This is a genomic window from Janthinobacterium sp. RA13, from assembly GCF_000745325.1.
GTDB classification, from domain to species: Bacteria; Pseudomonadota; Gammaproteobacteria; order Burkholderiales; family Burkholderiaceae_D; genus Janthinobacterium; species Janthinobacterium rivuli.
The window spans coordinates 1,538,994-1,552,433 of the sequence record NZ_JQNP01000001.1 but is presented as its reverse complement, the minus strand read 5'-3'; the positions used below and the strand labels follow the sequence as shown (position 1 = coordinate 1,552,433).

The following is a 13,440-nucleotide window of genomic DNA, read 5'->3' as shown; positions in this document are numbered from 1 at the left end:
GCTTACTCCTTGATCAGCTGGTAGCCGAGACGGTACACGGTTTGCAGGCAGGAACGGCCATCGGCCAGGCTGCCGAGCTTGCGGCGCAGGCTGCTCAAGTGCACGTCGATATTGCGGTCGAAGCGGGCCATGGGCCGCCCCAGGCCCAGTTCCGACAATTGATTCTTGCTCACGGGCTTGCCCGCATGGCGTACCAGCACTTCCAGCAGGTTGAATTCCGTGCTCGTCAGTTCCAGGTGCCCGCCGGCCCAGGCAACGCGGCGCTGTTCGGGCCACATCGTCAGTTGCCCCACGGTCAGCGGCGCCAGGCCGGACGCATCGTGCGGCACGGCTTGCGCGCGACGCAGGATGGCGCGGATGCGCGCCGTCAGCTCGCGCGGCGTGCACGGTTTGGTGACGTAATCGTCGGCGCCCAGCTCCAGGCCCACGATGCGGTCCGTATCGTCGCCGCGCGCCGTCAGCATCAGGATGGGCAGGTTGCTGCCGGCACGGATGCGGCGCAGGGTTTCCAGGCCATTCATGCGCGGCATCATGACGTCGAGGATGGCGATGGCATACAGGCCCGTCAGCGCTTCGGCCGCGCCGCTTTCGCCGTCATGCACGGCGCGCGCATCAAAACCTTCCTGCGTCAGGTATTCCTGGAACATGCCGACCAGTTCCACGTCGTCATCGATTAACAAAACCTTGCTCATGCCTGTGCTTTTTTCGGGTGAATATCGCCCGATGATAGCAGTCAAAGGGGGCCGTTCACGGTGGTTTTACCCGCTTTTACATACGTCCGCTTACATTTGCGCACCTTCCTTTACCCGCTTTTACGCCGCCTTGACGTTGCTTTACACGCCAGACGGCGACAATCAGGGCTGATCGCCACGAAAGGAAATCCCGATGAAATATCTGAGTATCGTCGTCTCTTTGTTGCTGCTGTCCGCTTGCAGCATGCCGCTGCTGGCTCTGGCCCAGTCTGGGCCGCCGCCAGTCTTGCCGCCGTTTCTGCATGGCATCGAGCTGAACGAAGCGCAGCAGGACAAGATTTTCGCCGCCACCTACGCTCAGGCGCCCTTGCTGCGGGAACAGGAAAAGATCGCCTTCAAGGCCCATGAACAGTTGCGTGCGCTGGCCGGGTCCAGCGCCTACGACGATGCGAAGGCCAGTGCGCTGGCCAGCACGGCGGCGCAAGCCATGGCGCAGATCAGCTTGCAGCAGGCGCGCCTCGAGCAGCAATTGCTGGCCGTGCTGACGCCGGAACAGCGCCAGCAGGCGCAGCAGCGGAGCGACGGCCGCCAGGGCCCGCGTCGGCTAGAGCGCCCCGAGTAAGCGGCCGGCGCGACCACAGGGAGAGCCAGCATGCGCATCGAGGCGCTCTCGCGACGGGCCACGCAGGCTTTGTACCTGTGCGCCAGCCTGAACCCCGCCCAGGCGGGCTTGCCCCACTTGATGGAATATATATGGAATTACATGATCACGGTCTGGCATTCGACCTCGAAATGATGCGGCGACAGGCGGCTGAGCGGCGGCAAGTGCTGCGCTGGCTGCTGGCCGGCGCCGCCACCTTGCCTTTGATCGGCTGTGGCGGCGGTTCGGACGCCGGCGCCACGGCGGCCAGCAGCGGCACCGTCACAGTAGCGGCCACGGGCGCCTGCACGGTGATACCCGAGGAGACGGGCGGGCCGTATCCTGCCGATGGCACGAACACGCATGGCGGCAGCATCATCAATGTGCTGAACCAGACGGGCGTCGTACGCAGCGATATCCGCGCCAGTTTCAATGGCGCCACCGGCGTGGCGGCGGGCGTGCCCTTGACCATCCATTTGCAGTTGCTTAACGCCAGCGGCGGCTGCGCCAGCCTGGCTGGCTACGCCGTTTATCTGTGGCATTGCGACCGCGACGGCCTGTATTCGCTGTATTCGAGCGGCGTGACGGCGCAAAATTACTTGCGCGGCGTGCAGGAAACGGACAGCACCGGCAACGTCAGCTTTACGACCATCTTTCCCGGCTGCTACGCCGGGCGCATGCCGCACGTGCACTTTGAGGTCTATCCCAGCCTGGCCAAGGCGGCCTCTGCCTCGAACCGCATCAAGACCTCGCAGTTCACCTTGCCGATGGCAACCTTGAACGAAGCCTACGCAACTAGCGGCTACACGGCCAGCGTGCGCAACCTGGCGCAGATCAGCTATGCCAGCGACAATGTCTTTGGCGACGGCACCAGCTTGCAGATGGCCACGGTGACGGGCAACGCCACGGATGGCTATGTGGCCACCCTGACCATCGCCGTGAACGGCTAGCCTGCCGTCATGAATCCCAGGTCGCGCCGGCTGAAGTTGCCGATGTTCGGGAACACTTCGGCCAGCTGGCTGTCGGCCACGCCGAACCATTTGGCCAGGGTGGCGCCGTACTGGTCGACGGACGTGGTCGGCAGCAGGGCGCCGGAGCCGACGTCCAGCGCATGGCCCAGGCCCGTGGTGGGGAAGGCGCCGTAGATGTCGCGGCCCTTCACGGCGCCGCCCACGACAAAGTGGTGCGCGCCCCAGCCGTGATCCGTGCCGTCGCCATTGCTGCTGAAGGTGCGGCCGAAGTCCGAGGCCGTAAACGTCGTCACCTGGCGCCGCACGTCGGCACCTTGCAGGGCCGCCAGGGTCGCGTCGAAATACGCGAGCGCGTGCGCCAGGCGCGCCATCAGGTCGCCATGCAGCTCCTTCTGGCGGTCATGCGTGTCGAAACTGCCCAGTGTCACATAAAACACTTGCCGTTTCGCTCCCAGAGGGCCGCGCCCGCCGATGATGCGCGCCACCGTCTGCAATTGCACGGCCAGCTGGTTGACGCTGGACGCGCCCGTGTTCGGGTTGATATAGGGCGGCGGATTGGGCACGCCGCCCGCGCCGGCCGCCAGCATGGCGCCGCTCAGCACGCTCTGGCTGGAAATGGCGCGCTGCACCGTGGCCACGTGTTCCTGCTCCATCATGTCGTCGCCCGCCGTGCTGATGATGTCGCGCAAGGCGGTTTCACCCTCGGTGGTGTCGAACAGGTAGCCGCCGCCGATATTGCGGATCGGCACGGCGCCCGCCCGGCCCACCTGGAACTGGCGCACCTGGCGCCCGCTGAGGAAGAGCGCGTTTGACGCGGCCGAGATGGCGGTAAACGTCGCATTCGCGTTGCCGGCGCCGAGCAGGTCGCCCAGGCGTCCGCCCCAGCCGATGCTGGCGCCTTCCGGCAAGCCCGATTGCCACGTCGATTGCTGGTCGTTATGCGAAAACAGTTTCGGCGGCAGCGCCACATTGCCCGCCTTGTATTGGGCCAGGGTCAGGGGCTGGATCAGGGTGCCGACATTGGCAACGATGGCGGCGCGGCCGCCGTCGAACAGGTCTTTCACGGGAGCGAGCGCGGGATGCAGGGCAAAGCTGCGGCCCGCCTGCGCCGTGGCGGGCGTGATCGGCAGCACGCCGCCCGTTTCGCCGACGCCGGGCAGGTGGATCGAATCGTTGCTGCCCGTGTTGCGCAGGCGCACATATTCACTCCATGAAGGCGTGTCGGTGGCCAGCACCGTGTTGAAGGTATCGTTGCCGCCGTTCATGAACAGGCAGACGAGGGCCTTGTAGTCGTCGGCGGACTGGGCCGCAGCCTGACCCATGGCGGCCAGGTTGAGGGCGAAGGGCGCGGCCGTGCTGCCTGCCAGGCCCAGCATGGAACCGAGGAAGCGGCGGCGCGAGAAGTGAGTAGGGGTAGTCATGCAGCTTCCTTATTTTTGAACCAGGTATTCAGGCGAGGCCATGGCCAGGAAAATGGCCAGGTACACGCGGTTGGATTTCGCCTTCGTCACTTGCGCGGCATTGCTGCCGTTGGCGGCGGGAATCGCGATGCTCGTGACGGCCGACAGGATCCTGGTGCGCAGCCGGGATGACATATTGCCGGACATTAATAGCAAGTTGACCCGGTCCAGCAAGGCGGCCGGCTGCTCGGCCAGCGCCAGTTCGGCCGAGTAGTCGCCCTTAACGGCGCTGTTTTCCGCCACGCCGCCGCTGATGGCGTCCTGCATGAAGTTCAGGTAGCCGGTGACCGACGGCTCCGACGTGATCTGCATTTCCGGCGCCACCAGGCCCGCCGTCGCCAGCGCCGAATTGGGCGGTACGTAAGAGGGACGGAAATAATTGAAGACGGAGGGCGCGTTCATGGGATTCTGGCCCAGTCCCGACAGCGGATCGCTGAGATAATAGATGCGGTATTGCAAGGCGGCATCCCTGGCGTGGAACGCGCGCATCCAGTTGCCCAGACGCACCAGCGGTTCACGCAATTTGCCCGTGCGCAGGCTGCTGCCGGCTGGCGCCAGCGCGTCGGGATCGAGCAGCACGGCGCGGATCACGGCCTGCATGTCGCCGCGCACGCCAGAACCATTGTTGGCGAAGGCGGCCGCGACCCTGCCCACATAGGCCGGGCTGGGGTTGCTGGTGACTAAGCGCTGGATCAACTGGCGGCCAAAGAAGGGACCCGCATTCGGATGGTTGAACAGGGTGTCGAGGGCCAGCGCCATGTCCGCTTCGCCGCCGGCGGCGCCCGCCGCGCTGACGCCGAGAAAGCGTTTTTCGCTGGTCGAGTGGTACGCCGCATAGTTCTGCATCGGCTTCCAGTCGCGGTCCGGATCGGCCACGCTGCCAAAGAAGCGGTTCGCGCCCTGGTCTGGCCCGGCCCAGCTCCAGCCCGTAAACACTTTCGCCAGGCCGCTCACATCGTCGCGCGTGTAGGTGTCGATGGGTTTGCCGCCGGACAATTTCAATGAGCCATCGGCATTCAGCTGGTACAGGCCGATGGTAAATAACTGCATCACTTCGCGGGCGAAATTTTCGTCGGGCGTGCGCGTGGCCGATTCCTTCTGGTTGCGCAGGTGCGACAGGTACAGGCCCATCATCGGATGCGTGGCCACGCCCTGCAGCAGGGTGCGAAAGTTGCCGAACGCGTGTTGCCCCAGCATATCGTAATAGCTGGCGACGCCCCGCGTTTGCGGCCACACGGCCTCGTTTTGCGTGGAGACGACAAAGATTTCCGACAGGGCAAAGGTCACGCGCTGGCGCAGTTGGTCGTCGCCGCGCACGGCTTGCTGCCAGAACGATTCATAAAAGTCGTTCGGCACGGCCTGGGTGGCCGCCGCGCCCGCAACGGGATACTTGGCGTCGATATATTTACGGTGCAAGGTTTGCGGCTTGGAAAACTGCGCACGGAACCAGGCGTCGCTGTCGCTGGCGGCCAGGGCATCGATGGCCGCCATGTCCGGCCCGAACGTGGCGCGGCCCAGGAAGCGCGACGCTGCCGGGCGCGTGAACGTGGCCGTCTGGCCGGCCGGTGGCGTGGTCAGAGGCGGCGGCGGAATGGTCTCGCCGGGCTTGGTGCCGGGGGCTGCCGGATCGCCGGGGGCGGTGGTTCCCGGTGGCACGGCCGAGATGTCCGGGTTCTGGCTGGCGCCGGTCTTGCTGTCGCCGCCACCGCCGCAGGCGGCTAGCAGGCTGAGTAGGGTGATGGCCAATAAACGGCGCAAAGTAGGGTCTATCATTTAGTTTCTTTCAGGCAATCAAATTCTGGCCCGTTAATTGTAGGGCTTGCCTACTAAAACCCTGTTTCCAATTAACTATTTACGTGTTGGCCACGTTTATTTTTGCGACCATTTGGCGTGGCAATGAAGGTGTGTTTGAAGATGTAGCGCGAAGTTTGTTTTTTGAAAATGAAAAATATTTTTTGTCTTGAACAAGCACTGTGGCGGATAGGCGACGTAACCATTCCTGCCAATTAAGCTTGTTCAAAAGCTCATCTTGACAACGAAACCTGCTTCGCCGGAAACCATGGTTTTTACGCTATCGGCGAAACGCCGTTCGCCGTCCTGTCTCTTTTTTCCCCTGCGCCTGACTGGCATGGCCCTTGCAACAGGGAGGCATGGCTTACCCGCCCATCTTTCACCGGAGCCTGTCATGACCAGTCGCCTGCTCGACTACCGTCCCGAAATGGAATTGCCTGAAGCGCCGGGCATGCTGCCTTTGCAGCAGGAAGATGAATTGGCACTGGCGGCGCAATTGCTGGAATTGCAGGCGCCGGCCCAGTTCGATGATTTCCTGGCGCGCCAGCTGGACGCCACCGCGGCGGGACAGCAAGTGCGCGGCACGCCGCTGGAAGGGCCGCTGCGCCAGTTGCTGGGCAAGGTGGTGGCGCCCTTGCTGCCCCTGCATGGCGGTTCGCCGCAGGCGCTCAAGCGGCGCGCTGCCCGCATCTTCGGCATGGAACTGGAAGGACTCAGCCCGGAAGACAAGGAATTCGAGCTGGCGCGCCAGGTCGTGCATCTGATCGATGCCGTCAACACGGCGCTGGCGCAGGACGGCGGCATGGGCACGCGCGCGCCCGGGGCACGGGTGGAAACGGCCTTGCTGCAAGTGGCACGCAGCGAGGCGCCAGGCTTGCTCAGGCAGGCGGCGCAAACGCCGGGGCGGGACGCTGGCCGCTGGCGCCGCGAGGGCGGGCACATCGTCGTGCTCGATTGTTAACCGGACGGCCAGTCTGTCCGGCAAGGTAGTCCCAACCGAGGTAATCACTTTGAGGAGCTGATCATGCATGACTTGGATCGTACGACCCTGGAATACGGGCAGGAGATGTCCGGCTTTGAAGCGGAACAGTTCGAGTTTGGCCAGGGCGAGTGGAGCGGCGAGGGCGGCGCGAACGCCATGTTTTCCGAGACCGAGGAGATGGAACTGGCGAATGAACTGTTGTCGGTCAGCAATGAAGCCGAACTGGAGCAGTTTCTCGGCAATTTCCTGCGCAAGGCCGCGTCGGTGGCGGGCGGCATCATCAAGTCGCCCGTGGGACAAGCCATCGGCGGCGTGCTCAAGGGTGTGGCGAAGAAGGCCATTCCCCTGGCCGGCGGCGCCATCGGCGGCTATTTTGGCGGCCCGCTGGGCGCCAAGATCGGCAGCGGCCTGGCCTCGGCCGCCGGCGGCGCGCTGGGGCTGGAAGCGGAAGCGTCGTCAAACGAGGACCGTGAATTCGAAGGCGCCAAGCAGTTCGTGCGCCTGGCCGCCGATACCGTCAACCGCGCCGCGCAGGCGCGCGGTGCGGGCGACCCGCGCGCCATCGCCCAGGCGGCCGCCAGCGCGGCGGCGCGCCAGTTCGCGCCCGGCCTGCTGGGGCGCCCCGGCAGCCAGGTCGCCACGCAGAACGGCAGCGGCGCGGGTGCGGGCGGCGGCATGGCGCAGGGCGGCGGACGCGGCCAGGGCCAGGGCGGCATGCGCCAGTCCAGCGGGCGCTGGGCGCGCCAGGGCCACAAAATCGTCCTGTACGGCGTCTGACATCATGGCCATCGGCGCCTACGCTGCCTGGATGCTGGCGCAGGAGGCACGCTCGCTGCTGACCCGGCTGGCGCGGCTGGAACCGTTCGCGCTGATCGAGCCGACGGTGCTGGCGGCCGCCCTGATGCCCAGCGCCCAGTCGGCCATCGAAAGCCAGCTGGTGCAGGGCCGGCGCGAACTGCGGCGCATGGTGGCCCAGTTCCAGTGGTGGTTGCGGCGCGAGCACGCCGACGGCGCCAGCATGGCCACGGCCGCCGAGGCCCAGCGCCGCTTCACCTTCCTGCGCCTGAAGTTCAATGCCGCGCTGACCCAGTTCGACCTGTTCAATGAAGTCATCACCCAGCGCAGCGAGCACAAGACGGGCGTGTGGCTGGCCGGCCTGGACATCGTTGCCGCCGATGCGCTGGCGCTGCCCGGCAATGTGTATCAGGCGCCGCCCGTGATCTGCTACCTGGACCGGGGACCGGGCGCGGCCATCCGCCGTGCGCGCACGCGCCTGCCGGGCGGCGGCGACAATCCCGTCGCCATCATCCGCCTGCCGCGCGAACGCATGATCGGCAGCAGCATCGCCTCGTCGCTGGTGCACGAGGTGGGCCACCAGGGCGCGGCGCTGCTGGACCTGGTGGCGTCCTTGCGGCCCGTGCTGCAAGCGATGCAGCACGGCGGCAGCGGTGCCGTACACGTATGGCAGCTGTGGGAACGGTGGATATCCGAGATCGTGGCCGATTTCTGGTCGCTGGCGCGGGTGGGCGTGGCCGCCACCCTGGGACTGATCGGCGTGGTCAGCCTGCCGCGCGTGTTTGTCTTCCGCCTCAATATCGACGATCCCCACCCGGTGCCATGGCTGCGGGTGCGCCTGAGCTGCGCCATGGGGCGGGCCCTGTATCCGCACCCGCAGTGGGACCGCCTGGAGCAGCTGTGGCTGTCGTACTACCCGTTGACGGGTCTGCCGCCGGCCCGGCAGCGGCTGCTGGAACAGTTGCAGGCCAGCATGGCTGCCCTCGTGGGCTTGCTGGTGCAGCACCGGCCGCCAGCCTTGCGCGGCGGCTCGCTGGCCGAGGCCATGGCCGTGCACACACGCCAGCCGGCCATGCTGGCGCAGCTGTTTCGCAGCTGGACCCTGGCGCCGGCGCAGATGTACCAGGCGACGCCGACCCTGGTGTTCGCCGTGCTGGGCCAGGCGCGCGCCAGCGGCACCTTGAGCCCGGAAGACGAAAGCGAGCTGCTGGGACGTTTGCTGAGCCACTGGGCCCTGCGCAGCACGCTGGACACGTCGGAGCTGTGCGCCGATGTCGTGCGGCATGGCCGCCAGTCCGGCAGGCCGCTGCCGCCCCTGGCGTCGCGTTTGATTATCCATTGAGGAGAATGACATGAGCAGCAAGATAAGCAGCAATATGGGTGGCAAGAGCAGGGGGGCGGGCCAGGCCGGTCCGAAACACCACGGCGGCAGCATCGCTGTCACCGTACACGAACAGGACAGCGGCGTGAGGGTCGTCAATGCCGCCATCAGCCTGTACCGGGGCATGGATGCCGATTGCCATCTGTTCAATGCCGCCACCTGGGTAGCCGATCCCGCCATGCTGGTGGGCGTGCGCTGGACCGACGACACCGGCCGCACCGTGTTTGCCGACCTGGCGACGGGCAGCTACGTGGGGGTGTATGGCAATTTCCCCGCCACGGCGCCCCAGTGCGTGACGGTGCAGGCCGGTTGCAGCGCCGTGCTGTGCTTCACGCCCCAGCTCAATCCCCAGGTGGGCCTGGTGTTCGAGACCGCCGATTGCCAGCCCAGCGACTGCCATTTCGGCAGGGTGGGCGACCGCGCCGTGGCCACTATTTCGTTTGACGGCGATCAAAGCGCCGATGGGCGCGACCAGGTGCAGGTGCTGGCCGCCGCGCCATGGGTGCCCATGCGCGGCGCGGCGAATACCTTTTCCACCCCCGTGCGGCGCGCCGGCATGCACCGTTTCATGGGGCAGATGATGCTGTCGCAGCGGCCCGAATTGCGCAGCGCCTTGCCCGTGCCGGAAGGGCTGAGCCCGAACGCCATGCTGGCCGTGGATGCGGAATACGAGACGGAAGAGCGCCAGCCGCAGCCCATCTCGGGCAATGTGGGCGTGTCGCTGACGCGCACGGAAACGGAGCCGACGGAAGACTTGCCGCTGTGGACCTTGATACGCAACAGCACCGAGGCGATGTCGTTTACCAACTACCTGCATTTCATGGACAGCCTGTTTTGCGGCGACCTGGCCAATGTGCGCGGTTTCGAGCAGGAACGCTTCGTCAAAAAGGCCGAGGTGTTCCAGCAGCTCAAGCAACGCCGCGCGCTGCCGTTTTCCGATGCCGATTCTTACCGCGTGCTGAAAGTGGCGACGGAAGCGTTCGTGATGGTCAATTGCGGCGTGCTGAACCAGCCGCTGGCCTTCAATCCGGCCGAGGACAACGCCTACCTGGACCGGCGCGACATCCCCCAGGGACGCGACCTGGAAACCGTGCTGCGCAACGATTACCTGGAAAACATCGATGGCTTCCAGACCTTGCCCTACCTGGCCGTGATCCGCCGCAAGCTGCCCGACATTCCCATCAGCATCCCGCGCGGCCAGGAAGGCGAAGTCGATCTGTGCTTTGGCATCATCCAGGAAAAGCTGGCCAATCCTTGCCTGCTGGAACTGATCTGGTCCTACTGGCATGAAGAGGGCATGCTGGTGCAAACCATGAACGCCATCGCGCAGCGCTTCCAGAATCTGCGCGCGCCGGGCAACCATCTCGATCCCCTGTCGAACACGGAAATCGACATGTTGCGTCCGCTGAATAATTTACTCTGGGGATACACGCAGGATGAACAGCATCGGCTGACCGTGATGCGCCGGAACTATGAGTATGACCATCACTACGGTGTGCGCCTGGACGGCAAGGCAGTGCAGCACTTCCGGCCAGCCGATAGCCGCTCCAAATTCCTGGAAGCGTTCCACCACTTGCTGCGCCTGCTGACCTCGTTCTACAAGCAGGATGACGACACCACCGTGAAGGCGGACGCCTTCCCCGTGCTCAATGCCTTGAAAGAAATCCACCTGATCCTGTCGCAGGGCGCGCACAACCAGTTCGGCGACTTGCCGTCGACGGCGCGCATCGAGATGCTGATGCAGCAATGGATGCTGGCGCGGCCCGAGTTCCGTGAATTCTTGCCGACGCGCGTGATGGTGGCGTATCCGGAACCGTGGATGGACAGGGTTGACGCCATGAAGAAACTGCAGGGCTGGACGGATACGAGCGTGATGCATTTCCGTAACCTGGCCATCTTTGGCGAGCAATTGCTGCTCTCCGTGCGCTATGGCAACTGGAGCGACATCTATGAACCGACGCAGGCCTTCAACTGGGCGCGCTTCTGGCGCCCGCAAGTGCAGGGCTATATCCACGGTTACCGCGCCGCCACCGGGGTCGACCTGTCCGTCGACAGCAGCGACCCGGTGGTCGAAGCGACGATGCCCTCGGTGCTGCTGCGCCAGCGCCTGAGCCAGCAGCTGCGCAGCGTCTAGGGCGGGAGGGGACGCGTGCATGCTCGACTTTACCAGTGCCCTGTACCTGGGCATGCGCCATCCGGCAGCCGCGCTGGCGCCGTGGAGCAGCTTGACCCTGGGCCAACCGGCCGCGCTGCAGGAGCCGCCCGGAGCGCAGGCTCTGGCCGCGGACCTGGCTGCTTTGCAACGTTGCGAGGCGGCCTGCTTGCTGCCGTCGACCCTGCACCTGTTCTGGGACCTGTTCGGCATGCTGGCTGCCGAGCGGCTGGTGGTCCTCGTCGATGGCGGCAGCTACGCCATCGCGCGCTGGGGCGCCGAGCGGGCGCAGGCGCTGGGCTTGCCGCTGCGATTGTTTCCCAGCGGCGAGATGGCGGCCTTGCTGCGGCTGGTGGAAACCTGGGGCCGGCAAGGGCGGCGCCCCCTGATCCTGGCCGATGGCTACGTGCCCGGCAGCGAACAGCTCTTGCCGCTGGCCGGCTATGCGGCCCTGGCGCAGCAGGGCGGCGGTTATCTGTTGCTGGACGACACGCAGGTGCTGGGCGTGATGGGTACACAGGGCGGCGGCTCGGCGCGGCTGCATGGCTTGCAAGGGGAGTCGCTGATCATCGGCGCCTCGCTGGCCAAGGGATTTGGCGTGCCGCTGGCCGTGCTGGCCGGCAGCCGCAAGCTGTTGCGGCGCTTCGCGGCGCACAGCCAGACGCGCGTGCATGCCAGTCCGCCGTCGGCCGCCGTGCTGGCGGCGGCGCGGCGCGCGCTGGCGCTCAATGTGCGCCATGGCGACGTTCTGCGCGCCAGGCTGGCGGACAGGGTGGCGCAATGGCGGACGGGAATGGCGGCGGCCGGCATCGTTTGCCGCGGTGGCAGCTTTCCCGTGCAGCGCCTGCCCGGGCGCGCCCATTTGCAGCCCGCCTTGCGCGCAGCGGGCGTGCTGGCGCTGGCGCAAGCGGGAGACGGTCCTGGCGCGCTGACTTTTCTGCTGCGGGCCGACCAGACGCCGCGGCAACTGGAACAGGCGATGAACTTGCTTGAACATCACATCAGGAGGCGATATGCACGAAGCGTTTGAAGTGCTGCCCTTTGCGGGGCAAGCGGGAGCGGCCGGCGAGCAGGAATGGTCGCAAGAGTGGTCGCAGGAGTGGCAAGGGGAGGAAGAGGGCGAGTGGGAAGGTGAATGGGAGAGTGAGTGGGAGCGTGAATGGGAAGGCGAGCGTGCGCGCCCGGGCGGCGGACGCGGTGCCATGCCCATGCGCGGTGGCGGCTTGCGCGCAAGGCCGCCGCTGCGGGGCCCGCGCCGTCCCGCGCCGCCACGTTATCAGGGGCAGGGCCGCCGGCCGCCACGCTATCCGCCGCCGCCCTTGCCGTATGCGCCGCGCTACCGGGGCTGGGGCGGCTATGGTGCCTTTTTTCCCACCATTTATCCCACCATTGATACGGCGCCGTATCCCGTGTCCGGCGGCCAGCAGGAGCCGGCGCAGGACCAAGACCAGGATCCAGACCAGGACCAGGACGGCGGCCAGATGCAGGGCGAAGTGCCGCCCATCCTGGCGTCCACCCTGGGCCGTGTGCCGGGCGCGGCCGCCTTGCGCTACCAGGCTGTGGGCGCGATTCCGCAGGCCGTCAACGATGCGAAGGCCACGGGGCCGGGCCTGTATGTGATCGAGTTCGACACCAAGGATGGCCGGCGCGCTTACAGTGGCCAGACCGATGATTTGCGGCGGCGCCTGAAACAGCACCACCTGTGCGGCAAGATGATGGGCATGGACATGAGCGCGCACGACGTCTACGTGGCGCCGCTATCCTCGGCCGCGCAGCGGCGCAGCATGGAAAAGGATATTCACAGCGACATGTTTACCCACCGGCGCGGCGTGCTGACCAACCAGCGGCGCGAACTGGAAATGGCCGTGCTCGGTGAAATGTGGGGTTGACACCAGCACTTGATGACTGCGAAGGAGAACATCATGCACCAACTCGAATGCGCATGCGCGCAATGCCGGCAGCGGGCCGGCGCCGCGTTTGAAGTGCTGGAATTCGGCCGGGACTGGCCCGGCAAGGGCCGCGCGCCGGCCGTCTTGAGCGAAGAGGAAGAATTGCAGCTGGCCATGGAATTGCTGGAAGTGGCCAGCGAGGAGGAACTGGAACAGTTTCTCGGCAATGTCTTCAAGAGCGTGTGGAAGGGCGTCAAGAAGGTGGGCGCGACCATTGCCAAGGTGGCCAAGCCGCTGGGCGGCGCCTTGAAGGCCGTGGCCAAGACGGCCTTGCCCTTTGTCGGTGGCGCCCTCGGCTCGATGATACCGATACCGGGCGTCGGCACGGCGCTCGGGTCGGCCCTGGGGCGCGCGGCCAGCAATGCGCTGGAACTCGAAATGGAGAGCGCAGCGCCGGCCGACCGCGAACTGGAACTGGCGCGCCGCTTCGTGCGCATCGCGGGGCAGGCGGCGCGTCTGGCGGCCGACGGCGACGGCAGCGCGCGCGCCGTGGAAAGTGCGCTGACGCGGGCCCTGCACCAGCAATTGCCGCACTTCCGCTCGCCTGCGCCGCAGCAGGAAGATGAAAGCGGACGCTGGCGCCGGCGCGGCAACCGCATCGTCGTCATGGGCGACTGGCAATAGCGT

At 66.1% G+C, this 13,440-nt stretch carries 12 protein-coding genes; 9 read left to right on the top strand and 3 right to left on the bottom strand.

What is annotated here, in order from left to right; genetic code table 11:
* Window positions 1-2: 2 nt before the first annotated feature.
* Window positions 3-692: a response regulator transcription factor gene (locus tag FG13_RS06675; RefSeq protein WP_035819539.1), complete on the bottom strand. Its 690-nt coding sequence runs from the start codon at window positions 690-692 to the stop codon at window positions 3-5.
* Between the two features lie 193 nt (window positions 693-885).
* Between FG13_RS06675 and FG13_RS06670 the strand changes: the two genes are divergently transcribed.
* Window positions 886-1,314, top strand: coding sequence for a Spy/CpxP family protein refolding chaperone (locus FG13_RS06670; RefSeq protein ID WP_051958667.1), 429 nt, complete (start codon window positions 886-888; stop codon window positions 1,312-1,314).
* A gap of 131 nt (window positions 1,315-1,445) precedes the next feature.
* Entirely contained in the window at window positions 1,446-2,282 is an 837-nt protein-coding gene (locus FG13_RS06665) for a dioxygenase family protein (RefSeq protein ID WP_035819537.1), read from the top strand.
* On the opposite strand, the gene FG13_RS06660 is transcribed toward FG13_RS06665, so the two are convergent.
* Window positions 2,279-3,724 carry a DUF1501 domain-containing protein gene (locus FG13_RS06660; RefSeq protein ID WP_035819536.1) on the bottom strand — a complete coding sequence of 482 codons (1,446 nt, stop codon included), beginning with the start codon at window positions 3,722-3,724 and terminating at the stop codon, window positions 2,279-2,281. The two genes, FG13_RS06665 and FG13_RS06660, sit on opposite strands and share 4 nt — an antisense overlap.
* A 9-nt stretch (window positions 3,725-3,733) precedes the next feature.
* Window positions 3,734-5,536: a DUF1800 domain-containing protein gene (locus FG13_RS06655; RefSeq protein ID WP_035819533.1), complete on the bottom strand. Its 1,803-nt coding sequence runs from the start codon at window positions 5,534-5,536 to the stop codon at window positions 3,734-3,736.
* Between the two features lie 412 nt (window positions 5,537-5,948).
* On the opposite strand from FG13_RS06655, the gene FG13_RS06650 reads away from it, so the two are divergent.
* The 7 genes from FG13_RS06650 to FG13_RS28795 all read left to right on the top strand — a co-directional run bounded on the left by FG13_RS06650 (window position 5,949) and on the right by FG13_RS28795 (window position 13,437).
* Window positions 5,949-6,515, top strand: coding sequence for a hypothetical protein (locus FG13_RS06650; RefSeq protein WP_035819531.1), 567 nt, complete (start codon window positions 5,949-5,951; stop codon window positions 6,513-6,515).
* A 63-nt stretch (window positions 6,516-6,578) separates the two neighbouring features.
* The gene (locus tag FG13_RS06645) at window positions 6,579-7,313 is read left to right on the top strand and encodes a hypothetical protein (protein WP_051958665.1); all 735 of its coding nucleotides are present in this window, start codon (window positions 6,579-6,581) and stop codon (window positions 7,311-7,313) included.
* Between the two features lie 4 nt (window positions 7,314-7,317).
* Window positions 7,318-8,673, top strand: coding sequence for a hypothetical protein (locus tag FG13_RS06640; protein WP_035819529.1), 1,356 nt, complete (start codon window positions 7,318-7,320; stop codon window positions 8,671-8,673).
* Window positions 8,674-8,683: 10 nt separating this feature from the next.
* Window positions 8,684-10,846, top strand: coding sequence for a hypothetical protein (locus tag FG13_RS06635; protein ID WP_051958663.1), 2,163 nt, complete (start codon window positions 8,684-8,686; stop codon window positions 10,844-10,846).
* Between the two features lie 19 nt (window positions 10,847-10,865).
* Window positions 10,866-11,894, top strand: a complete 1,029-nt coding sequence (locus FG13_RS06630) for an aminotransferase class I/II-fold pyridoxal phosphate-dependent enzyme (protein WP_051958662.1) — start codon at window positions 10,866-10,868, stop codon at window positions 11,892-11,894.
* Complete coding sequence (locus tag FG13_RS06625) at window positions 11,878-12,753, top strand: GIY-YIG nuclease family protein (RefSeq protein ID WP_035819527.1); 876 nt, start codon at window positions 11,878-11,880, stop codon at window positions 12,751-12,753. The genes FG13_RS06630 and FG13_RS06625 overlap by 17 nt, the downstream gene beginning before the upstream one ends.
* Window positions 12,754-12,786: 33 nt before the next feature.
* Window positions 12,787-13,437 carry a hypothetical protein gene (locus tag FG13_RS28795; RefSeq protein ID WP_051958660.1) on the top strand — a complete coding sequence of 217 codons (651 nt, stop codon included), beginning with the start codon at window positions 12,787-12,789 and terminating at the stop codon, window positions 13,435-13,437.
* Window positions 13,438-13,440 lie beyond the last annotated feature (3 nt).

Coding starts and splice junctions, on each gene's coding strand:
- FG13_RS28795 (WP_051958660.1), top strand. CDS start 12,787: ATGCACCAACTCGAATGCGCATGCGCGCAATGCCGGCAGCGGGCCGGC.
- FG13_RS06640 (WP_035819529.1), top strand. CDS start 7,318: ATGGCCATCGGCGCCTACGCTGCCTGGATGCTGGCGCAGGAGGCACGC.
- FG13_RS06625 (WP_035819527.1), top strand. CDS start 11,878: ATGCACGAAGCGTTTGAAGTGCTGCCCTTTGCGGGGCAAGCGGGAGCG.
- FG13_RS06655 (WP_035819533.1), bottom strand. CDS start 5,536: ATGATAGACCCTACTTTGCGCCGTTTATTGGCCATCACCCTACTCAGC.
- FG13_RS06665 (WP_035819537.1), top strand. CDS start 1,446: ATGGAATTACATGATCACGGTCTGGCATTCGACCTCGAAATGATGCGG.
- FG13_RS06670 (WP_051958667.1), top strand. CDS start 886: ATGAAATATCTGAGTATCGTCGTCTCTTTGTTGCTGCTGTCCGCTTGC.
- FG13_RS06650 (WP_035819531.1), top strand. CDS start 5,949: ATGACCAGTCGCCTGCTCGACTACCGTCCCGAAATGGAATTGCCTGAA.
- FG13_RS06635 (WP_051958663.1), top strand. CDS start 8,684: ATGAGCAGCAAGATAAGCAGCAATATGGGTGGCAAGAGCAGGGGGGCG.
- FG13_RS06645 (WP_051958665.1), top strand. CDS start 6,579: ATGCATGACTTGGATCGTACGACCCTGGAATACGGGCAGGAGATGTCC.
- FG13_RS06660 (WP_035819536.1), bottom strand. CDS start 3,724: ATGACTACCCCTACTCACTTCTCGCGCCGCCGCTTCCTCGGTTCCATG.
- FG13_RS06675 (WP_035819539.1), bottom strand. CDS start 692: ATGAGCAAGGTTTTGTTAATCGATGACGACGTGGAACTGGTCGGCATG.
- FG13_RS06630 (WP_051958662.1), top strand. CDS start 10,866: ATGCTCGACTTTACCAGTGCCCTGTACCTGGGCATGCGCCATCCGGCA.